Here is a 20,958-nt window from a genome sequence, read left to right on the forward strand (position 1 = left end):
TCGGTTCCCTTGCTGGGAGAATAATGAACGCTCCGGCGAAATGCGCATTAACCTTTGCGGCCGAAACAAGGAGCGCAGCCATGAAGGCTCTATTCTACGCCGCCGCAGGCGCGGCGATCCTCATCGCCGGAGCGGCCGAGGCCCACCAGGCCGGCGCCCGCTATAACGCCGCCGCAGGCTACGCCCGCGGTCCTGTGGTCCAGAGCCGCGCCCAGACCTGGTACAGCGACACCGGCTGGCAGGGCGGCTACGGCCCCGTCGAGAGCTACGGCTATGGATACGGCTACGGCGGCGCCGGAGTGCGGCCGCCCGTCGTGGTCGCTCCGTCGCAGCCGCCGATCCAGCAGGGCGGCTACGGCTATTCCGGCGTCACCCGCTCCATGCCCTTCGGCTATCCGGTCGACGGCTATGGCCGCTATCCGTGGGCGCGCTACGGCTATGGCGGCTACGGCGGCCAATACAGCGGCAGTCAGTACAGCGGCGGCTATCAACAACAGGGCTATTATCAGGGCGGTTACAGCCAGGACTGCGGCCGCTGCGGCCCGCCGCCTCAGCCTGTGCATTACCGCTCCGAGCCGATCTACGTCAGCCAGCCGCCGGTCTACGTCTCCCAGCCGCCCGTCTATGTGGAGTCGCCGCCGATCTATGTGCAGCCGGCCCCGGTCTACGTCGAACCGGCCCGCGTCCACGTGGCCCCGCCGCCGGTGCATGTGGCCGCCGCCGACGTGCGCGTCGCCCCGGCCCAGGTCGAAGTGGCCCGGCCCGACGTCTATGTCGAACCGCCACGCGTCGAGACGGCACCGCCGGTCGTGAACTTCGATCAGGGCTACTACGCCGTGCCGCCGGCCCCGCCGCCTCCGCCGTCGCCGACCGAGCGGCCCTACCGCCAGGAACGCGGCGAACGCGGCTGATACGACAAGGGCGGCGTCTGCGGACGCCGCCCTTTCTGTTTCACGTGAAGCACGATCCCTTTAGCGATCAATCTCTTCAGGCGATCAAACGCCTGCGACCAATGCGATCTCCTGAGTGATCGCCTGAGCCGCTGCGCGGGGGTCGGACGCCGCCGTGATCGGACGGCCGATGACCAGATGGGTGGCGCCCGCCTCCAGCGCGCTGGCCGGGGTCGCCGCGCGCGCCTGATCGTCCATCGCCGCCCCGGCAGGCCGCACGCCCGGCGTGACGATCAGGAAGTCCCCCCTGCCTGCTTCAGCCGCAATCTGCCGCGCCCGCCCCGCCTCATGCGGGCTGGAGACGACGCCGTGGACGCCCGCCTCCAGCGCCTGACGCACCCGCAGCTCCACCAGTTCGGCGGTCGACAAACTGTGATCATCCGCCCTCAGATCATCGTCGGTCAGGCTGGTCAGGACGGTTACGCCCAGGATCTTCAGGTCCGAGCCCGCCGCCCCGCGCGCCGCCGCCGCCATCACCTGGGGCCGGGCGTGGACGGTCAGCAGGTCGCAGCCCGCGTTCGCCAGCACCGCCGCCGCCTTCTCCACCGTCGCGCCGATGTCGTGCAGCTTCCAGTCCAGAAACACCTGGGCGCCCGACGCCTTCAGCTCGCGCGCCAGCGCCATGCCGTCCGAAGCGAACAGCTGAAGCCCAACCTTGTAGAAGCCGACCGCATCGCCGATCCACTCGACCAGAGCCCGCGCCTCATCCGTCGTCGGCACGTCCAGGGCGCAGATCACGCGCGGATCGAAGGGACGATTGGGTCGGTCTGCGGACATTTCCAGCTCTCGGCGGCTTGCAGGCGCGCGCGGATGCCCCGATAGGTGGGGCGAGGAGTCGCGGTCGCGCGGCGGGTTTTCAGGGCAAGGTGCAGCAATGAACGCGGTCGATCTGGGGGTCAACCTGTTCGTGGCGCTGTTCGCCCTGCTGGACCCCATCGGCAATGTGCCGATCTTCGCGGCGGCCACGGCGGGCGCTTCCCTGCGTCAGCGGATCAGCGTCTCGGCCATGATCTGCCTGTTCGCCGTGGTCTTCCTCGGCTTCTTCTTCTTCACCGGCCTGGGCCTGCTGCAGTTCTTCGGCATTTCGCTGGCCGCCTTCCGCATCGCGGGCGGCATCCTGCTGCTGCTGCTGGGTCTGGACATGGCGCGCGAGGACTTCCTGAAGATCTTCGCCGACGCCGACGCCGTAACGGACGCCCAGGACGTGCGCGGCTACGCCAAGCGCCGCTTCAAGCGGCTGATCGTGCCCTTCGCCATTCCCCTGATGATCGGGCCGGGCGCCATCTCGGCCGTGATCATCAACGCCGGAGAGGCGGCCAAGCTGGGCCTCACCGGGACCTTGGCCTCCCTGGTCGCCATGATCGCCGCCTGCGTCGTCACCTTCCTGTGCTTCTCGGCCACTGGGCCGATCAGCCGCATCCTCGGCGACGTGGGCATGGCCATCGTCGTGCGGGTGCTGGGCCTGATCCTGTGCGCCCTGGCGATCCAGTTCATCCTGATGGGTCTGGGCGAGGCCCTGCCGGGCATGTTCAGCGCCGGAGTCACCGCCCCCTATCCGGCGGGCGGCCAGTAATCGCTAAAGCCGGTCCAGACGCCTGGCGTGACCGCCGACCATTTTCAGCGCCATCGTGTCGGGCAGAATTCCGCCCAGCGCCGCCAGCACATTGTTCATGACGCCCGGCGTCACGCGCGGACGGTTCGCCTCGACCGCGCCCCAGCCGATGCGCGCGACGCGATCGGCGTCCATCCACATCCATTTCGGATAGGCGGCCGAGACCTGCTCGCGCGAGCCGTTGACGTCGTGGAACTCCGTATAGGTGTAGCCGGGGCACAGGGCGGCGACATGCACGCCGGTCCCCCGCATCTCCAGCCACAACCCCTGCGACGCCTTGATCAGAAAGCTCTTGATCGGACCGTAAAGGGTGTCGCCGCCGGTCGCGGGCATCTGTCCGGCCAGGGAGGCGACGTTCAGCACCCGGCCCCATCCGCGCGCGACCATGCCCGGCAGCAGCAGACGCGACAGCTCGACCGGCGCGCTCAGCATGACGCGGACCATGGCGGCGTGGTCGGCCGGGTCCGTGGTCAGAAAGCCTGTGGTGCGGCTGAAGCCTGCGTTGTTGATCAGGCCGTCGACGGCCAGGCCCCGCACGGTGATCGCCTCGACCAGACGGACGGGCGCGTCAGGGTCAGCCAGATCAGCGGGAATGACGGCGATCGCGACGCCGTACGCAGCGCTCAGTTCCTCGGCCAGGCTCTGCAGCGGTCCTTCGCGACGGGCGGTCAGGATCAGGTCGTAGCCACGCCCGGCGCAGACACGGGCCAGCGCGGCCCCTATGCCCGCCGAAGCGCCGGTGATCAGAATGGTGCGGCGCCCCTCCCCCACGGACGGCTCGTCAGGCTGCGTCGGCGTTGGGACAGGACGGATGCGGGGCGAAGGCGCGCAACACCTCAGGGTCTTCTTCCAGCAGGTCGGCGATGGTGATCTTCGACAGGGCTGCGCCCGCCGCCTGGTCCGCCGCCGTCAGGGCCTTGGCCACCTGACGCGGAATATGTTCGCCGATCGGGCACCCCTTGGCCCCCGCAGGCGGAGAACCCAGATGGGCGCAACCGTTCACCGCCCGCAGCACCTCGTCCAGACAGATGGTCTCAGGGCGCCGCAGCAGCCACGACCCGCCCGAGGCGCCCGGACGCGTCGCGATCAGTCCCGCCTTGGCCAGCAGGGCGGTCACCCGACGGATCACCACCGGATTGGTCGGCACCGAGGCGGCCAGGACGGCGCTCGGCTCGGCCTCGGTCGCCGCATAGGCGCCCTTGTGGGCCAGATAGGCCAGGGCGTGGGCGGCGACGGGAAAACGTTGGCTGTCAGACATCAGTGTTCATGCTCCAGACCGATAGGTAGGCCTTCCACGCCTGTTTCACAAATCAATCTGCAATAATAACTGTTCTAGATTGTGGCCGGGTCCGTATCCTCAGCGCGCGCCGCCGCCACGGCCGCCCGCACCGCGCCGCGCCATCCCTTCAGCAGCCGCGCCCTCTCAGTCTCGTCCATGTCCGGCGTCCAGACAGCGGGCGACTCAGCAGGCTCTGTCCACAGCGCGGACGTCAGGCCGACGCCATAGGCCGCCAGGCGCGCCGCCCCCATAGCCGTCATTTCCTGGAAGGCCGGGCGCTCGACCTCGACATCGCAGATATCGGCGACGAACTGCATGGCGAAGGCGTTGGCGGTGACCCCGCCGTCGACCTTGAGCCGTTTCAGCGGCGGCGCGCCGTCCTTTTTCAAGGCGTCCAGCAGGTCGCGGGTCTGGTAGGCTAGGCTCTCCAGCGCCGCGCGGACCATATGCGCCGGGCCGCTGTCGCGCGTCAGACCGACGATGGTTCCGCGCGCATCCGGCTCCCACCACGGCGCGCCCAGACCAGTGAAGCCGGGGACCAGATAGACCCCGCCGTTATCCGTCAGCGACTGGGCCACGGCCTCGGACTGGCGCGAGTCCGACAGCACCTTCAGCCCGTCGCGCAGCCACTGGATCGCAGAGCCGGCCGAGAAGATGGAGCCCTCCAGCGCATAGGCGGCTTCACCTCCCGCCGCATAGCCCAGCGTCCCCAGCAGCCGCGAGGTCGAGGCCACAGGCGCCGCCCCGACATTGGCGACCAGGAAGGCGCCGGTGCCATAGGTGATCTTGGCGTCGCCTGCCGTCAGCGCGCCATGCCCGACCAGAGCCGCCTGCTGATCGCCCGCTGAACCGTGAATGGGCAGGGCGCGCCCGAACAGCGCCGGGTCCGTTTCGCCCAGCAGGGCGTCGCAGTCGCGGATCCCCGGCAGGGCCTCGATCGGCACGCCGAACAGGTCGCACAGATCGGGGTGCCAGGCGCGCGTCGTCAGGTCCATCAGACTGGTGCGGCTGGCGTTGGTGGCGTCGGTGACGTGGCTTTGGCCGCCGGTCAGTTTCCAGATCAGCCAAGCGTCGATGGTGCCCAGTTTCACCTCGCCCCGCGCCGCCCGCTCGCGCGCGCCGGGCACGGCGTCCAGCAGCCAGGCGTATTTCGAGGCCGAGAAATAAGGGTCGAGGATCAGGCCCGTCGCCGCCTGAACCTTCGCTTCATGCCCTTCAGCCGCCAGCCTGCCCGTCGCCTCGGCCGTACGCCGGTCCTGCCAGACGATGGCGCGGTGCAACGGCTCGCCCGTCGCCGCGTCCCATATCACCGAGGTCTCGCGCTGGTTGGTGATGCCGATAGCGGCGAAACGGCCGACGCCGCCCGCCTTTCTGACGACTTCGCGACAGGTCTGCAAAGTCGCCCGCCAGATTTCGGCCGCGTCATGCTCGACCCAGCCCGAGTGCGGGAAATGCTGCGCCAGCTCAATCTGGCTGACGGCGACAGCGCTGAACGCCCCTTCGGGCGAGACTTCAAACGCAATCGCTCGCGTCGAGGTCGTGCCCTGGTCGATGGCGAGGATCATATTTGTGTGCATTCTGGCAGTTATGCAGAGGCTGCGTCTCTCCGTAAGAGGAAATCAATGCATACGCCCAGCTTCCAAGGCGTCGTCGACGCCGCCCGCCAGATCGCCCCCGCCGCCGTCCGCACGCCGCTGATCGAGCATCCGGCCCTGAACGAGGCTGTCGGCGGCCGCGTCCTGATGAAGGCCGAGACGTTTCAGGTCGCGGGCGCCTTCAAGTTCCGCGGCGCCTATAACCGCATCAGCCGCCTGACGGACGAAGAGAAGACGCGCGGCGTGGTCGCCTATTCTTCGGGCAACCACGCGCAGGGGGTCGCGGCCGCCGCCCAAGCCGTCGGAACGCCCGCCCTGATCGTCATGCCGTCCGACAGCCCGACGGTGAAGGTCGAGGGCGTGCGCGCCTTCGGCGGCGAGGTGCGCTTCTACGACCGCTGGACCGAGAGCCGCGAGGCCATCGGCGCCGAGATCGCGACCGAGCGGGGCTCCGTGCTGGTCCCGCCGTTCGACGATCCCTTCATCATCGAGGGGCAGGGCACTGTCGGGCTGGAGATGCTGGAGCAGGCAGGCGTGCCGATGGATCAGATTCTGTGCGGCGCCTCGGGCGGCGGGCTGATCGCCGGGATCAATCTGGTCATGGCTGAACAGAGCCCCGACACCCGCGTCATCGTGGTCGAGCCCGACGCTTTCGACGACACCCGCCGCTCGCTGGCGGCCGGAATCCGCGTCGGCCATCCCGAAGGCGCGCCCTCTATCTGCGACGCCCTGATGTCGCCCATGCCGGGCGAACTGACCTGGCCAATCAACCAACGCCTGGCGGGCGCCGCCACCGTGACCGACGCCGAGGTCGCGCAGGCCATGCGCTTCGCCTTCCGCTGGCTGAAGCTGGTCATCGAGCCAGGCGGCGCTGTGTCTCTGGCGGCGCTGCTGTCGGGCAAGGTCGAGGCCAAAGACCTGATCACCGGCATCGTCCTGTCCGGCGGCAATGTCGACCCCGGCCTGTTCAGCGTCATCATCGAAGGGCGATTCGAGGGCTAAACCTCGCTGGCGCGGGCGAGGAGATAGCGGTTAAGCTGACGCTCGTCTGTAAGCGGAGCGTCATCCATGACCAAGGCCAGCGAACTTCAATCTCTGATCGATCAGGAAGTCGGCGTCAGCCGCTGGTTCACGCTGGATCAGGCGCGCATCGACGCCTTCGCCGGCCTGACCGAGGACGAGCAGTTCATCCACGTCGACCCCGAGCGCGCCAAGGCGACGCCCTTCGGCGGGACGATTGCGCACGGCTTCCTGACCCTCAGCCTCGCCTCCGCGATGAGCATGGATACAGTCGCGCCGTTGGACGATCTGGTCATGGGGGTGAACTACGGCTTCGACCGCCTGCGCTTCCTCGCCCCGGCCCCGTCGGGATCGCGCGTGCGCGGCCGCTTCAAACTGCTGTCGGCCGAGGACAAGGGCAGCGGCCGGTGGTTGCTGAAGCACGAACTGACCGTCGAGATCGAAGGCGGCGACAAGCCGGCCCTGATCGCCGAATGGCTCACGATGCAGGTGGTGAAGGCTTAAACGTCCCGCTCATCCCGGCGGACGCCGGGATCCAGTCCTTTGGCCTCAAGCGCCGCGCTTGCAGCTCTCACTGGCCCCCGGCGTCCGAGGGGGTGAGCGGAAATGTAGGGGCGTTCACTCCCCCAGACACCTCAGCGCCACTTCCAGATTGCGCAGGCCGTCTTCGCCGCTGACCGCCGCCGTCTCGCCGTTGCGGATGGCGTGGACGAAGGCCTCGTGCTCCTTCCTGAGCGGCTCGGCGGGCCAGGCGTTCAGCATCCGCGTCGAATAGGAGCCGTCCGGCTGCTGGCCGAAGAATTCCGTCACCTGACGGGTGATCAGATCGGCGACGATGAAGCGGCTCTTGGTCGCCACCTGCAGCACGCGGGTCTTGTAAGGCGTGACCCAGTTGGTGGTGATGTGGGCGATCACCCCATTGTCCATACGGAACTGCAGCAGGGCCGAATCCTCGCGCGAGGCGTGGGTGTGGCCCAGCAGTGACTGGACCTCGGTCATCTCCGACCCCGTCAGATGGCGGATGATGTCGATGTCGTGCACCGCCAGATCGATGACCACCCCGACCTCGCCCATGCGCGGCGGGAAGGGGCCCACACGGGTGATCTGGATGGAGATGATGTCGTCGCCGTCGATGGCGCGCTTGACCGTCTCGACCGCCGGGTTGAAGCGCTCGACATGGCCGACCATCAGCACGCGGTTGTTCGCCTTGGCCGCATCGATCATGGCCTGAGCGTCAGCCACCGTGGCCGCGATCGGCTTCTCCACCAGCACATGGACGCCCGCGTTCAGCAGGGCCACGCCCAGTTCGGCGTGATAGCGGTTCGGCGTGGCGATGACGGCGGCGTCCAGCCCGGCGGCGACGAAGGCCTCGGCGGTCGTCACGGCGGTCGCCCCATAGGCGGCGGCCACGCCCTCGGCCGTCACGGCGTCGGGATCGAAGACGGTCGTCAACTCGACGTCGCGCAGCTCAGCCAGAACGCGGGCGTGGTTGCGGCCCATGACGCCGGCGCCGGCGACGCCGATCTTGAGAGGGGTCTGCTGGATCATGAAGGTCAGGCCTTGAAGCTGGCGACGGCGGCGATGATGCGATCTTGCGTCTGCGCGTCCAAGTCCGCGTGCATCGGCAGACTGATCACCACATCCTTCAGCCGCTCGGTGACGGGCAGGCCGCCCGCGCCGCGCGGGTAATGCTCATAGGCGGGCTGAAGGTGCAGCGGGATCGGATAGTAGACCGCCGTCGGCACGCCCTGTTCCTTCAGATGGGCGGCCAGAGCGTCGCGTTCCGAATGCTCGACCGTATATTGCGCCCAGTTGGAGACGTTGCCCGCCGGGACGTCCGGAACCTTGGCGACGTGGGGACGTAAGGCTTCATTGTAGCGGGCGGCGGCGGCGTTGCGCCACTCGATCTCCTGCGCGAAGACCTTCAGCTTCTCGATCAGGACGGCGGCCTGGATGGTGTCCAGACGGCTGTTCAGGCCGATGCGCATGTTCAGATATTTAGGGTCATGCTCGAAAGTGCGGTCCTTCAGATCGACCGCGACCGCCTTGCCGTGGACGCGGATGGAATCCATCAGCTGGGCCAGTTCGTCGTCGTTCGTCAGCACTGCCCCGCCGTCGCCGTAGCAGCCCAGCGGCTTGGCCGGGAAGAAGCTGGTGGTGGTCACGTCAGCCCATTTCAGCGGGTGTTCGCCGTCGATGGTGCAGCCGAAGCCCTGGGCTGAGTCCGAGATCAGCTTCAGGCCATGTTTGTCGCAGATCGCCTTGATGGCCGGATAGTCGGCGGGCTGACCGAACAGGTCGACGGCGATGACCACGCGCGGGGTCAAGCGACCCTCGGCCTTGATCCCTTCAATGGCGCGCTCCAGCGCAGCCGGATCCATGTTGTAGGTGTTCTCGTTCACATCGACGAAGACCGGCTCGGCGTCGAACCAGGGCACGACCTCGGCGGTGGCGGCGAAGGTGAAGCTGGGGACGAAGACGGCGTCGCCGCGCCCGATCCCCCAGGCCATCAGCGGCAGGGCCAGGGCGTCGGTGCCGTTGGCGCAGCCCAGGGCGTGCTTGGCCTTGCCGAAGGCGGCCAGGTCGGCCTCGAACTGGCGCACCTGCGGGCCCATGACCCAGGCGCCGCCGACGACGGCCTCGTGAACGGCGGCCTCGATCTTGCCGCCAAGGCGCAGGCGCTGGGCCTGGAGGTCGATGAAGGGGATGGTCATTGCGATATCGCTCTCTCGATGGGGCCGGCGCGGCGGGGGATCGTCTTCCGGGGCGCGGACGCGAAGGCGGGTCGTCTGTGTCAGTCTGCGTCCTACCAAAGCGGCGGGGTGCTGAACAAACCCCCCGGGGTCACTTCGCGTTGCGCGATGCAACGAAAGGGCGGCTTGGCAAAGCCATGGGCGCCGCCTAAGCCGGGGTCATGCGCTTCGATCCCGCCGCCAAGGACCAGGTTCGCGACTGGCTGTTCGGTCAGGCCCTGCCGCTGTGGGCGAAGGCCGGGATCGGCGCTGACGGGCGCTTTTTTGAGAAGCTGGATTTCGACGGGCGGGCCATCACAGGCGTTACGCGTCGCACACGGGTTCAGGCGCGCCAGATCCATGTCTTCACCGAGGCGTCGGCGCTGGGCTGGACCGAAGGCGAGATCATCGCCCGCGCCGGGCTGGACGCCCTGATCGACGGCGCCCGCCGCGACGACGGCCTGTGGGTGCGCGCCACCGACGACGCAGGCGCCGTCATCGACGCCACACCGGACCTGTATGACCTGGCCTTCGTGCTGTTCGCCCTGGCCGGGGCGCATCGGGTGCTGAAGGACGGGCGGGCGCGGCCTCTGGCGCTGGAGACTCTGGCCGCCATCGAGGCGCAGATGGCCGACCGTGAATACGGCGGCTGGCAGGAGACCCTGCCGCCCGTCCTGCCCCGCCGCCAGAACCCGCACATGCACATGCTGGAGGCCCTGCTGGCCTGGCAGGCGACGGCGCCTGATCCCGCGTTCGAAGAGGCGGCGCGGTCTGTGCTGGACCTGTTCAACCGACGCTTCTTCGACCGCGAGCATCTGATGCTGGGCGAGTTCTATGGGCGCGACTGGAGCGTGCGTCCCGGCGCCGAAGGCCAGTGCATCGAGCCCGGCCACCACATGGAATGGGTCTGGCTGCTGGACCGGGCGACGCGCCTCGGCCTGCCGGATCACAGCGCAGTGGCGCGCGCGCTTTATACCAGCGCCCTGACCTGCGGGGTTCGCGCCGATGGTCTGGCCGTGCGCGAGATCAGCCGGATCGGACAGATCCGCGACGGCGGCGTGCGCCTGTGGGCCCAGACGGAACTGCTGCGGGCCCTGCATCTGCGTGGCGATCAGGACAGGGCGGTCCGACTACTGGATCGCCTGTTTGCGACCCATCTGGCCACCGATATTCCGGGCCTCTGGTTCGACGCCTTCGACGCCGAGGGGCGCGCGCAGGACGAGTCCGTGCCCGCCTCGACCTTCTATCATCTGATGACGGCCTTTTCGGCCCTGCTGACGGAGCCATTATGAGCCGACCCGCCGCTTTTCTGGATCGCGACGGCGTGCTGATCATCGACAGCGGCTATCCGCATCGACCCGACCAGCTGGTGTTGATCCCCGGCGCCGCCGAGGCGGTGAAGCGGCTGAACGCAGCGGGCTATGTCACCGTCATCGTCACCAACCAATCCGGCGTCGCGCGCGGCATGTTCAGCGAAGAGGTCATGCACGATTTCAACCGCCAGCTGGTCGAGCGGCTGGCCGAGGGCGGCGGGCGCATCGACGCCGTCTACGCCTGTCCCTTCCACGCCGAGGCGGCGGACGACCGCTATCGCCACCCGGACCATCCCGACCGCAAGCCCAACCCCGGCATGTTGTTGAGGGCCGCGGCCGAACATGATCTGGACCTGTCCCGCTCGCTGATGATCGGCGACCAGCCGTCGGACATGGAGGCGGCGCGGCGTGCAGGCGTGGCGGGTCACCGCTTCACCGAGGGCGACCTGGATCAATTCATGCGCGATCTGCTACCCGGCTGATCGCTATTCTGCATCCGATGAATTAACGTCGTCCGCAGTAGACTGACTGTTGGGAGACGCCCCATGCCGATGACCACCCCGCTGGCCGACCGCTTTGTCGAGCGGCGCTGGACTTCCCCGGACGGCCTCAACCTCTACGCCCGCGACTACGCCCCTGCCGAGGGGCCGGCGCGCCTGCCGGTCATCGCCATCCACGGCCTGACGCGCAACAGCGCCGATTTCGGGGTGATCGCCGGATTGATCGCCCACAGCGGTCGCCGCGTGCTGGCCGTCGACGTGCGCGGGCGCGGACGTTCCGACCGGGCGCCCGATCCCATGACCTATACGCCCGACGTCTATGCCAAGGACGTGGTCGCGCTGATGGAGCAGTCAGGGATCGAGAAGGCGGTCTTCCTCGGCACCTCCATGGGCGGGCTGATCACCCTGGCGCTGACAGCCATCAAGCCCAAGGCCATCGCCGCCGCCATCCTGAACGACGTCGGCCCCGAGGTCGCGGTGGAGGGTCTGGCCCGCATCGCCGCCTATACCGGCCAGCCGGTCGTGATCGACAGTTGGGACGACGCCACGGCTTACGCCCGGCGCATCAATGAGGCGGCCTTCCCCGACTATACGGAGGCCGATTGGGCCGCCTTCGCCCGCCGCATCTTCCGCGAGGGGACGGAAGGATCGCCGGTGCTGGACTACGACCCCGACATCTCGGCGCCGATCAAGGCGGCGGGGTCCAAGGTCCTGGTCCCCAATCTGTGGCCCGCGTTCCGGGCGCTGGCGCGCAAGAAGCCGACCCTGCTGGTGCGCGGCGGAACGTCCGACCTGCTCAGCCCCGCCATCGCCGACAAGATGAGGAAGGCGGCGCCCGCCATGGCCTATTCCGAGGTTCCCGGCGTCGGCCACGCCCCCATGCTGGACGAGCCCGAGGCGCGCGCGGCCATCTTCGAGTTTCTGGCGGGCGTGAGCTGAGACCTCTCTATCCGCCGTCATCCTCGGGCTGGACCCGTGGATCAAGGGAAACGGCGCGCTCAACGCATCGTCGGTCGCCCGGACGGTCAGGCCGATCCTAGGGTCAAGCCCGAGGATGACGGCGCCCGCGGCCTCAAGTAGCGCGAAGCGCGATAGGCCCGCTTCAATGAGCCTCAAGTAGCGCGAAGCGCGGTAGGCCCCTTAAATTACGCCTTCTTGACGAACTCCGTGCGCAGGACCAGGCCGCGCACCTTTTCGACGTTGGCTTCGATTTCTTCGGGATCGCCGGTCAGGCGGATGTTCTTGACCATCGTGCCGCGCTTCAGCGTCACCCCGCCCGAGCCCTTGACCTTCAGGTCCTTGATCAGGGTCACGCTGTCGCCGTCCGACAGGATGTTGCCGTTGGTGTCCTTGGTGACGTCGTCGCTCATGATCGGTCCTGCCTGAAATAGAGAGAGGGCCGCCGCATCCGCGACGGCCCGTCCCCATGGGCCTATTCGCCCTGACGCGCCTGGGCAAGGGCGATGCGCGCCTGAAGGTGCTCGTCCTGGGCCGTGGCGGCGGAAATGGCGTTGAAACGCTCGATATCGAGACCCGAGTTCTGGATGGCGGCGGCCATCTGGGCCTGCTGGTCCTCATTCGGCTGGGCGCCGTTCAGGGCCCGGGCGATGCCGGAAATCTCGGCCATTGCGACGGCGAACTGACCGGCTTCCGCATCGGTGACGCCCGCGCCGACCGAGCCCGGCGCGGACGGGGCGGCGCCGGCCACGGCGGCGCGCGCCTGCAGGACGGGATCACTGGAAACGGCGGCGGAAATGGCGTTGAAGCGCTCGACGGCCAGGCCCGAGTTCTGCACGGCGCCGGCCATCTGGGCCTGCTGCTCCTCTGTGGGCGTTCCGTTCTGGACGGAGGCGGCCACGCTCTGGACCGTCTTCATGGCTGCGGCGAACTGAGCCAGTTCGGCGTCGGTGGGTTCGCCGGTCGGGGCGGGCGCGGCGGCGGGCGCCGGTTCAGCGGCGTCCTGCGCCAGAGCGGGCGCGGCGGTCAGAAATAGAGCGGCCAGAATGGCGGTCGGGGCGGCGGCCGTTGCAAAACGCATGGCGTATCCTTCTTCAGTCCCGAACGCTCAGCCCCAAGGCTGACCCGGACAGGTCCGGGCTCTCCCGCACGACCGGGCTATGTCAGTCTCACAGAGGGCGGGGAGGTCGAAACGCTAACCCGCGTCATGCAGGCGGGTAAACCCCGAAACGGCGCTTTCAACCTTCAGGGGTATTGGCGTCCAATTCGTCCAGCCACACCCGCGCCGAGGCGTCCGACGGCGCGCGCCAGTCTCCGCGCGGCGACAGCGACCCGCCCGTGGCCACCTTCGGCCCGTTCGGCACGGCCGAGCGCTTGAACTGGCTGGTCTGGAAGAAGCGGATCAGGAACTTCCTCAACCACCCCTTGATGGTCGCCAGGTCGTAAGCGACCCGCTCCGCCTCCGGCAGGCCCTGCGGCCAGTCTCCGCGCGCGGCGTCGCCCCAAGCCTGATGAGCCAGATAGGCGACCTTCGACGGCTTCAGGCCGAAACGGCTGATGTAGAACAGGAAGAAGTCGTTCAGCGCATAGGGGCCGACAATGGACTGCGTCGACTGGATCGCCCCGTCGGCGCCCGCAGGAACCAGCTCCGGCGAAATCTCCGTGGCCAGAATGGCGTGCAGGGTCCGAACCGCCGCCCCGCCTACCAGACCGCGCTCGGCCACCCAGCGGATCAGGTGCTGGATCAGGGTCTTCGCCACCCCGCCGTTGACGTTGTAGTGGCTCATGTGGTCGCCGACGCCATAGGTGCACCACCCCAGCGCCAGTTCCGACAGGTCGCCGGTGCCCAGAACGAAGCCGTTGTTCTGATTGGCCAGACGGAACAGATAGTCGGTCCGAAGACCCGCCTGCACATTCTCGAAGGTGATGTCGTGGACCGGTTGGCCATCGGCGAAGGGGTGGCCGATGTCGCGCAACATCTGTTCGGCAGCGGGACGGATGTCGATCTCGGCGCCGGTGACGCCCACCGCATCCATCAGCGCCCAGGCATTCGACCTGGTGCCGTCCGAAGTGGCGAACCCCGGCATGGTGAAGGCCAGGATGCCGGTGCGCGGCAACTCGAGCCGGTCAAAGGCGCGACAGGCGACCAGCAGGGCCTGCGTCGAATCCAGCCCCCCCGAGACGCCGATCACCAGCGTCTTCGACCCTGTCGCCGTCATCCGCCGCATCAGGCCCTGAACCTGAATATTGAAGGCCTCGAAGCAATCCTGATCCAGACGCGCCGCATCGTCTGGAACGAAGGGGAAGCGGTCCAGCGGACGGATCAAGGCGTCGCCCAGCCTCTCCCCCGCCTCGAACGGAACCACCGTCGCGGCCTCGCCCTCGATCCGGGCGCAGTCGGCGAAGGTGCCGTTGCGCAGGCGGTCCAGACCAATCCGGTCCACGTCCACGTCGGCGATGGTCAGATGGCTGTGCAGGGCGAAGCGTTCGCCCTCGGCCAGCCGCGCGCCCAGTTCATGGATCGTCGCCTGACCGTCCCAGGCCAGGTCGGTCGTGCTCTCACCCCAGCCCGAGGCGGCGAAGACATAGGCCGACAGGGTGCGCGCCGACTGGCTGGCGCACAGCAGGGCGCGCTCGTCCGCCTTGCCGATGACGATGTTGGAGGCCGACAGGTTGCACAGGATGCGCGCGCCCGCCAGCGCCGCCCGCGTCGAGGGCGGTTGCGGCGCCCAGAAGTCCTCGCAGATCTCGACCGCGAAGACGAAACCCGGCCGATTGTTCGCCTCGAAGATCAAGCCCGGCGCGAAGTCGACGCTCGTACCGTTCAACAGGACAGCGTCCTCGCTGCGGCTGGCGGCGGGCGCGAACCAGCGCTTCTCATAATATTCGCGATAGTTGGGCAGATAGGTCTTGGGAACCACGCCCAGCACCTCGCCCCCGCCCAGCACCACGGCGCAGTTGAACAGGGCGTCCCCGTTGCGGATCGGCGCGCCGATGACGGCGATGACGCCCGCTTCGTCCGCGACCCCGGCCAGACGGGCGATCTGGCGCTCGACCTCTTCCAGCAGGGCCGCCTGCATGTGCAGGTCGTCGATGGCGTAGGCGCTCAGCGACAGTTCGGGGAAGATCAGCAGGTCCACGCTCTGCGCCCCCGCCTGACGGATCAGCCGTTCGTGTTCTTCAGCGTTGGCGGCCGGGTCGGCGATATGAACCACAGGCGTCGCCGCGGCGACGCGCACGAAGCCGTGGCTGCTCGGGGCGTGGAAGGGATGCGTCTCGGACTTCGCCATCAATCTTTCCGCTCATCCCGGCGGACGCCGGGACCCAGTGAGAGCCACAGGCACAGACCCTACAGCCTGCGCGATCAATATAGGGTTGCGCGGTGAAGCCCAAGGACTGCGGTTTATAGTGACCTTAGAACCGCTCTCGGCTAAGGCTCTGCGCATGAACGATACGCCCAAAAAAGGCTGGTTTCAGCGGCTGAGCGCGGGTCTGTCCCGATCCTCCAAGCAGATGACCGATCAGGTCGTCTCGACCTTCGCGAAGGAGCCCCTCTCGGAGGAGGCGCTGGAGCGGCTGGAGGAGCATCTGATCGAGAGCGACCTCGGCCCCGCCGCCTCGGCCCGCATCGTCGAGCGCTTCCGGGCCCTGCGTTTCGGCAAGACCTCCGACGAGCGCGAGGTCAAGGAGGCGCTGGCCGAGGCCGTGGCCGCCGAACTGACGCCGCGCCAGGCGACGTTCGATCCTCTCAGCGGGCCCAAGCCCTATGTGGTCCTGTTTGTCGGCGTCAACGGCTCGGGCAAAACCACGACGCTGGGCAAGATCGCCTCGGACCTGACAGCCAAGGGCGCCAAGGTGATGATCGTCGCCGGCGACACCTTCCGCGCCGCCGCCCGTGAGCAACTCAAGGTCTGGGCCGACCGCGCCGGCGCTCATTTCGAGAGCCGCCGCGACGGCGCCGACGCCGCAGGGCTGGCCTTCGACGCCTTCACCAAGGCGAAGGAAGAAGGCTTCGACGTCGTGCTGATCGACACGGCCGGGCGGCTGCAGAACAAGTCCACCCTGATGGACGAACTGCTGAAGATCGTGCGCGTGCTGAAGAAGGTCGACCCCGACGCCCCGCACGAGACCTTGCTGGTGCTGGACGCCACCGTCGGCCGCAATGCGCTGGAGCAGGAAAAGATCTTCGGCCGCACCGCCTATGTCTCAGGCGTGGTGATGACCAAGCTGGACGGCACGGCGCGCGGCGGCGTCCTGGTGCCGGTGGCCCAGGCCTCGGACGCCCCGATCAAGCTGATCGGCGTCGGCGAAGGGGTCGAGGATCTGCAACCTTTCGACGCCCGCGCGTTTTCCCGATCCCTGGTCGGGCTTGAGGACTGATCCATGAGTGAAACGACCCAGAGCAAACGTCCGCAATGGATCCGTCAGGCCGTCGATTTCGGCGCCCTGGTCGCCTTCATGGCCGCCTATTTCATTACCCGCGACATGATCAAGGCGACCTGGGTGCTGGTCATCGCCTCGATGATCGCACTGGCCGTCGGCTTCATTCTGGAGCGCCGCCTGGCGCCCATGCCCCTGATCACCGGCGGCTTCGCCCTGGTGTTCGGCGTGCTGACCATCGTCACCGACGACGATCTGTTCGTGAAGCTGAAGCTGACGGTGCAGAACGGCCTGCTGGCGGCTGTCCTGCTCGGCTCGATCCCGTTGAAGAAGTCTCCGTTCAAGGCCCTGCTGGGCTCGGCCCTCAAGGTGACGGACGAAGCCTGGCGCAAGCTGACCTTCCGTTACGGCCTCTACTTCCTGGCCGTCGCCATCGCCAATGAGGTGTTCCGCAGCCCGACCGCCGTCACCGCCATCTGGTCGGCCCTGAACCTTGGCACGCCCGATCCGAACGGCGTCTGGACCGCCTTCCGCGGCGTGCTGTGGATCGCCGCCTCGGTGTTCGGCCTGTCGCAGGTGCCGCTGATCATGAAGAACATGATCAAGGACGAAGAGCCCGGCCCCATCTCGCCCGACACGGGGCTCTGACAGCCGCCCCGCCTCTCACCGTCATCCTCGGGTCAAGCTCGAGGATGACGGAGGCATAGAAGGACTCCCTCATCATTTCCGGGCCTCAAGTAGGGCGAAGCCCGACGGGCCCGCTAATAACGGCCTCAAGTAGCGCGAACGCGCGGTAGGCCCACTTAAATGTCTTCAAACCGTCAGCGTTTGCGTCGTTAAAGCGTTAAGGGCGGCTGTTAGCTGTTGCAGCATCATCCGGCCACGGCCGGTATCGGGCTGTTCGGGAATGAAGACGATGATAAAGTCGGGCAAGCAGGCGAAGATCAAGGGCGGGCTGGCGGAATCCCCCAGCCACCTGATGCACCGGGCGCTGCAGCTGGCGTTGGATATCTACGCCGAGGAAGCCGGGCCGGACGGCCTGACCCAGCGCCAGTTCGCCGTGCTGGAGGCCGTGGCCGCCCGTTCGGGCCTGACGCAGACGGATCTGGTCAAGGCCACCGGCATCGACCGCTCGACCTTGGCCGACCTGGTGGCGCGCATGACGACCAAGGGCCTGCTGGAGCGCGAGCGTTCGACGCTGGACGCCCGCGCCAAGGCGGTGCGCCTGTCGCCCGAGGGCGAGGCCGCCCTGCTGGCCGCTCGCCCGCGCGTCGAGGTCGCCGATAAGCGGATCATGGCCCTGTTGCCCAAATCCAAACGCGACAGCTTCCTGGACCTGCTGTGCAGTCTGTCCGACGCCGCCGACGCCGTTCCCGAACAGGCTCGCGCCGAGATCAAGGCCGCGAAGAAAGCCGCCAAGGAAGCCAAGAAGGCGGAAAAGGCCGCGCGCAAGGGCGACGGCAAGAGCGATGGTCGCGGCAAGAAGAAGAAAAAGGGCGAGGTAATTGCAGATCAACCGCAGGCTGATGACGCCGCTGACGCCGTCGTGGTCCCGCTCAAGGATGCGGCTGAAGGCTGAGGTCTTCCTATCCCGCTTATCCCCGCGGAGGCGGGGACCCAGTAAGAGCCACGCGCTCTACGGCAGGAAAGCGGATATTTGCGGCCAAAGCCCTGGACCCCGGCGTCCGCCGGGATAAGCAGATATTGAGGCTGCCTAAACCCGAATGTCGAGCAGGGAGCCGGGGCGCTGCAGGCGCGCGCTCGGCGCTGCCTGTTCGACCGGCGCAGAAACAGTCGCCACGGGACGCGCCGTCTCTGTCTCAGCGGCAACCGGCGCCGCCAGCCCCATGGCCTGACGGAAGAAGGCCGACTGGGCCGTTCTCAGGGCATGGGCCGCGCCGCCCGCCTGAGGCGGAAAGGCCGGCCGCTCGGACAAAATCGCGGACATGGGACGAGGATGCCCGCGCATCGTCTAGATATGGTTAACGCTCGATTCACCCTGTTTCGGGTGATCCGCTCAACGCGCGGGCGCGCTCAGGGCGTCGGTCAGTTTCTTCAGGTCAGCGTCCGTCAGCACTGGCCCCGAGGACTTGGCGACGATGGTTCCGAAGGCGTCCACGGCGAAGCTTTCCGGCACGCCCGACACGCCCAGATCCAGCCCGGCCCGGCCCTCGCGATCAACCAGCACCAGACGATAGGGATCGCCCAGTTCCTGCAGGAAGGCGTCGGTGGCGACGGGATCGTCCTTATAGGCCACGCCGACCACGGCGATCCCCTGCGCCTTCAGCTTCATCAGCTGCGGATGCTCCAGACGGCACGGCGCGCACCAGCTGGCGAAGACGTTGACGATCATCGGCTTGCCCACGCCCGCCGTCTTCAGGTCCAGCAGGTCGCTGCCGGCCTTGCCGCCCGACAGGATCGGCAGGACCGTCGTCTCGGGGATCGGCTGACCGACGAGGGCGTCGGGACGATAGGTCGGTCCTGCGGCGGGGTCGCCCGCCATTCGGTCCATCTGCGTCATCAGGAAGACGCCCAGCGCGACCAGAACGACGATGGGCAGCAGGGCCAGCCAGCGCTTCATTTGCGCTCGGCCTCCAGACGGGCCAGTTCGCGCTTCCAGCGGCGGGCGGCGATCAGGGCGCGAGCCGACAGGGCGGCCAGCACCACGGCGCTGATGCCCCAGGCGGGCCAGACGAAGGCGCCATAGGGGCTCATGTCCAGATCAAGCATGGCGAACTCCTCAGGCTTCCAGCGCCGCGCGGGCGCGAAGGGTCAGAACGCGGCGGCGACGCACCTCCGTCCTGATGGACGTCAGCCAGATCGCGCCGAACAGCACGGCATAGGCCGCCATCATCGTCAGCAGGGCAGGCAGGAAGACCGGGTCCACGCTGGTCCCGCCCGAGCGCAGCAGCGACGCGGGCTGGTGCAGGGTGTTCCACCAGTCAACCGAGAACTTCACGATCGGCAGGTTGATCAGGCCCACCAGGCCCAGCACCGCCGCCGCGCGCGCCGCCTTGGCCTCGTCGTCGATCGAGGCGCGCAGGGCCATGTAGCCGAGGTAGAAGAGGAACAGCACCAGCACGCTGGTCAGGCGCGCGTCCCACACCCACCACGTCCCCCACATCGGCTGACCCCACAGGGAGCCGGTGACGAGGGCCAGAGCCGTGAAGGCCGCGCCCGGCACGGCGGCCGCCCGCGCCGCCGCATCGGCCAGCGGATGGCGGAACACCAGGGCGAGGAAGCTGGACACGCCCAGCGCCCCATAGGCCATCAGGCCCAGACTGGCCGCCGGGACGTGGATGAACATGATGCGCACGGTGTCGCCCTGCTGATAATCGGCAGGCGCAGTGAAGCTGAACCAGGTCCCGAGCAGCAGCAGGCCGAGCGCGCAGATCCACAGCACCGGGACCAGCGGGCCGGTAAAGCGCATGAAACGGTCGGGATTGGCGAGGCCGAACATGGGCAGCCGATTACGCGGCCCCGCGCCCCACGGCAAGCGGGCGCGGCCTTTGACCCGTTGTCGCGGCTCTTACAGGCTCAGGCCGCTCTGCGCCGCCAGATCCTTCAGCGCCATCATCGGACGCGGCCCCCAGTGGCCGATGACCTCCGACGCCGCCAGCGAGCCCAGCGCTCCGACCTGCGCCAGAGACAGGCCGCGCGACAGGCCCAGCAGCACGCCCGCCGCGTACTGATCGCCGGCGCCGGTGGTGTCGACGACCTTCTCGACCGGATAGGCTTCGACCTCGACCCGTTCGTCGCCACGGAACAGCACCGAACCGGCGGCCCCGCGCGTCACGGCCGCCACCTCGACGATGCGGCCCAGGTGGGCGGCGGCATGATCGAAATCCTCGGTCTCGAACAGGGCGTGCAACTCGGCCTCATTGGCCAGGACGATGTCGGCCGAGGTCTCGATGAACTCCAGCAGCTCGGCGCGCCAGCGATGCACGACGAAGCTGTCGGACAGGGTGATGGCGACCTTGCGGCCCGCCGCATGGGCGGCGGCGGCGGCGGCCTCGAAGGCGGCGCGGGCCGGGGCCGGGTCGAACAGATAGCCTTCGAGATAGACGATGGCGCTGTCGCCGATCACAGCGGCGTCCACGTCCGCCGTGGTCAGTTGGTTGGCGGCGCCCAGGAAGGTGCACATGGTGCGCTGGCCGTCCGGCGTGACGTTGATCAGGCAGCGGCCCGTGCCGAAGCCGTTTCCGGCGCCGTCTTCCAGCGCGGGGGTATCGAAGTGGACGCCGACGGCGCGGATGTCGTGGCTGAAGACCTCGCCCAGGGTGTCTTTCGCCACCTTGCCGATATAGGCGGCGCGCCCGCCGAACGAGCCGACGCCCGCGACGGTGTTGCCCGCCGAACCGCCGGACGCCTCGACCCCCGCCGCCATTGCGTCATACAGGGCCGCGCTCTGATCCTCGTCGACCAGTTGCATCGAGCCGGGGACCAGGCCCTTGGCCTCCAGGAAGGCCGGTTCGCACGGCGCCAGGACGTCGACGATGGCGTTGCCAAGGGCGCAGACGTCGAAGCGGGTGTTTTGGGCGAAGGCGGGCAGGGCTTGGGTCATCCGCGCCCCATAGCGGGGCAGACGGCCGCGCACCAGACTTCAGACCTTCGCCGCGA

The 20,958-nt window shown here is 68.2% G+C and carries 24 protein-coding genes; 10 read left to right on the forward strand and 14 right to left on the reverse strand.

The annotated features are described in order from the left end of the window. Positions 1-80 precede the first annotated feature (80 nt). A complete protein-coding gene (locus H556_RS0110040; RefSeq protein ID WP_024354295.1) occupies positions 81-911 on the forward strand; it encodes a hypothetical protein in 831 nt (276 codons plus the stop codon). Between the two features lie 84 nt (positions 912-995). On the opposite strand, the gene pyrF is transcribed toward H556_RS0110040, so the two are convergent. Next, complete coding sequence (pyrF, locus tag H556_RS0110045) at positions 996-1,727, reverse strand: orotidine-5'-phosphate decarboxylase (protein WP_024354296.1); 732 nt, start codon at positions 1,725-1,727, stop codon at positions 996-998. A 97-nt stretch (positions 1,728-1,824) separates the two neighbouring features. Between pyrF and H556_RS0110050 the strand changes: the two genes are divergently transcribed. Next, on the forward strand, positions 1,825-2,523 hold the full coding sequence (locus tag H556_RS0110050) for a MarC family protein (protein WP_003167964.1): 699 nt from the start codon (positions 1,825-1,827) through the stop codon (positions 2,521-2,523). A gap of 3 nt (positions 2,524-2,526) precedes the next feature. Here the strand turns inward: H556_RS0110050 and H556_RS0110055 are convergent, their stop codons facing one another. The 3 genes from H556_RS0110055 to glpK form a co-directional block, all read right to left on the reverse strand. After that, positions 2,527-3,333, reverse strand: a complete 807-nt coding sequence (locus H556_RS0110055; RefSeq protein WP_024354297.1) for an SDR family NAD(P)-dependent oxidoreductase — start codon at positions 3,331-3,333, stop codon at positions 2,527-2,529. 10 nt (positions 3,334-3,343) lie between these two features. Then, positions 3,344-3,820: an Rrf2 family transcriptional regulator gene (locus H556_RS0110060; RefSeq protein WP_024354298.1), complete on the reverse strand. Its 477-nt coding sequence runs from the start codon at positions 3,818-3,820 to the stop codon at positions 3,344-3,346. Between the two features lie 74 nt (positions 3,821-3,894). After that, the gene (gene glpK, locus H556_RS0110065) at positions 3,895-5,406 is read right to left on the reverse strand and encodes a glycerol kinase GlpK (protein WP_024354299.1); all 1,512 of its coding nucleotides are present in this window, start codon (positions 5,404-5,406) and stop codon (positions 3,895-3,897) included. Positions 5,407-5,463: 57 nt separating this feature from the next. Here glpK and H556_RS0110070 point away from each other — a divergent pair, with 57 nt between their 5' ends. Next, a complete protein-coding gene (locus tag H556_RS0110070) occupies positions 5,464-6,438 on the forward strand; it encodes a threonine ammonia-lyase (RefSeq protein WP_024354300.1) in 975 nt (324 codons plus the stop codon). Positions 6,439-6,504: 66 nt separating this feature from the next. Then, positions 6,505-6,960 (forward strand): MaoC family dehydratase, encoded by a 456-nt coding sequence (locus H556_RS0110075; protein WP_024354301.1) that lies wholly within the window; start codon positions 6,505-6,507, stop codon positions 6,958-6,960. 114 nt (positions 6,961-7,074) lie between these two features. Here the strand turns inward: H556_RS0110075 and H556_RS0110080 are convergent, their stop codons facing one another. Together H556_RS0110080 and H556_RS0110085 are read right to left on the reverse strand one after the other, a co-directional pair. Further along, positions 7,075-8,004, reverse strand: coding sequence for a Gfo/Idh/MocA family protein (locus H556_RS0110080; RefSeq protein WP_024354302.1), 930 nt, complete (start codon positions 8,002-8,004; stop codon positions 7,075-7,077). A 5-nt stretch (positions 8,005-8,009) separates the two neighbouring features. After that, positions 8,010-9,170 carry a DegT/DnrJ/EryC1/StrS family aminotransferase gene (locus tag H556_RS0110085; RefSeq protein WP_024354303.1) on the reverse strand — a complete coding sequence of 387 codons (1,161 nt, stop codon included), beginning with the start codon at positions 9,168-9,170 and terminating at the stop codon, positions 8,010-8,012. Positions 9,171-9,370: 200 nt separating this feature from the next. Here H556_RS0110085 and H556_RS0110090 point away from each other — a divergent pair, with 200 nt between their 5' ends. From H556_RS0110090 to H556_RS0110100, 3 genes are all read left to right on the forward strand, one after another. Beyond that, a complete protein-coding gene (locus H556_RS0110090) occupies positions 9,371-10,480 on the forward strand; it encodes an AGE family epimerase/isomerase (RefSeq protein ID WP_024354304.1) in 1,110 nt (369 codons plus the stop codon). Continuing rightward, entirely contained in the window at positions 10,477-10,983 is a 507-nt protein-coding gene (locus tag H556_RS0110095; protein WP_024354305.1) for a D-glycero-alpha-D-manno-heptose-1,7-bisphosphate 7-phosphatase, read from the forward strand. The genes H556_RS0110090 and H556_RS0110095 overlap by 4 nt, the downstream gene beginning before the upstream one ends. Positions 10,984-11,046: 63 nt before the next feature. Then, positions 11,047-11,940, forward strand: a complete 894-nt coding sequence (locus H556_RS0110100) for an alpha/beta fold hydrolase (protein WP_029673496.1) — start codon at positions 11,047-11,049, stop codon at positions 11,938-11,940. Positions 11,941-12,146: 206 nt separating this feature from the next. Here H556_RS0110100 and H556_RS0110105 read toward each other — a convergent pair whose 3' ends face one another. The 3 genes from H556_RS0110105 to H556_RS0110115 form a co-directional block, all read right to left on the reverse strand. Further along, positions 12,147-12,371, reverse strand: a complete 225-nt coding sequence (locus H556_RS0110105) for an alkylphosphonate utilization protein (protein WP_024354307.1) — start codon at positions 12,369-12,371, stop codon at positions 12,147-12,149. 62 nt (positions 12,372-12,433) lie between these two features. After that, on the reverse strand, positions 12,434-13,039 hold the full coding sequence (locus H556_RS0110110) for a DUF4168 domain-containing protein (RefSeq protein WP_024354308.1): 606 nt from the start codon (positions 13,037-13,039) through the stop codon (positions 12,434-12,436). Positions 13,040-13,196: 157 nt separating this feature from the next. Continuing rightward, the gene (locus H556_RS0110115; protein ID WP_024354309.1) at positions 13,197-15,248 is read right to left on the reverse strand and encodes an NAD(+) synthase; all 2,052 of its coding nucleotides are present in this window, start codon (positions 15,246-15,248) and stop codon (positions 13,197-13,199) included. A 154-nt stretch (positions 15,249-15,402) separates the two neighbouring features. Here H556_RS0110115 and ftsY point away from each other — a divergent pair, with 154 nt between their 5' ends. From ftsY to H556_RS0110130, 3 genes are all read left to right on the forward strand, one after another. Then, complete coding sequence (ftsY, locus tag H556_RS0110120; protein WP_024354310.1) at positions 15,403-16,338, forward strand: signal recognition particle-docking protein FtsY; 936 nt, start codon at positions 15,403-15,405, stop codon at positions 16,336-16,338. Positions 16,339-16,341: 3 nt separating this feature from the next. Further along, positions 16,342-16,986 (forward strand): inner membrane-spanning protein YciB, encoded by a 645-nt coding sequence (locus H556_RS0110125; RefSeq protein WP_024354311.1) that lies wholly within the window; start codon positions 16,342-16,344, stop codon positions 16,984-16,986. A 268-nt stretch (positions 16,987-17,254) separates the two neighbouring features. Next, complete coding sequence (locus H556_RS0110130; protein ID WP_024354312.1) at positions 17,255-17,917, forward strand: MarR family winged helix-turn-helix transcriptional regulator; 663 nt, start codon at positions 17,255-17,257, stop codon at positions 17,915-17,917. 135 nt (positions 17,918-18,052) lie between these two features. On the opposite strand, the gene H556_RS0110135 is transcribed toward H556_RS0110130, so the two are convergent. From H556_RS0110135 to H556_RS0110155, 5 genes are all read right to left on the reverse strand, one after another. After that, on the reverse strand, positions 18,053-18,286 hold the full coding sequence (locus H556_RS0110135) for a hypothetical protein (protein WP_024354313.1): 234 nt from the start codon (positions 18,284-18,286) through the stop codon (positions 18,053-18,055). Between the two features lie 69 nt (positions 18,287-18,355). After that, positions 18,356-18,919 (reverse strand): DsbE family thiol:disulfide interchange protein, encoded by a 564-nt coding sequence (locus H556_RS0110140; protein WP_024354314.1) that lies wholly within the window; start codon positions 18,917-18,919, stop codon positions 18,356-18,358. Next, the gene (ccmD, locus tag H556_RS0110145; protein WP_024354315.1) at positions 18,916-19,068 is read right to left on the reverse strand and encodes a heme exporter protein CcmD; all 153 of its coding nucleotides are present in this window, start codon (positions 19,066-19,068) and stop codon (positions 18,916-18,918) included. The genes H556_RS0110140 and ccmD overlap by 4 nt, the downstream gene beginning before the upstream one ends. A 10-nt stretch (positions 19,069-19,078) precedes the next feature. Next, positions 19,079-19,798 (reverse strand): heme ABC transporter permease CcmC, encoded by a 720-nt coding sequence (ccmC, locus tag H556_RS0110150; protein ID WP_024354316.1) that lies wholly within the window; start codon positions 19,796-19,798, stop codon positions 19,079-19,081. 69 nt (positions 19,799-19,867) lie between these two features. Further along, positions 19,868-20,902, reverse strand: coding sequence for an adenosine kinase (locus H556_RS0110155; RefSeq protein WP_029673501.1), 1,035 nt, complete (start codon positions 20,900-20,902; stop codon positions 19,868-19,870). Between the last annotated feature and the right edge of the window lie 56 nt (positions 20,903-20,958).

The organism is Brevundimonas naejangsanensis DSM 23858 (assembly GCF_000421705.1).
Taxonomy (GTDB): domain Bacteria; phylum Pseudomonadota; class Alphaproteobacteria; order Caulobacterales; family Caulobacteraceae; genus Brevundimonas; species Brevundimonas naejangsanensis.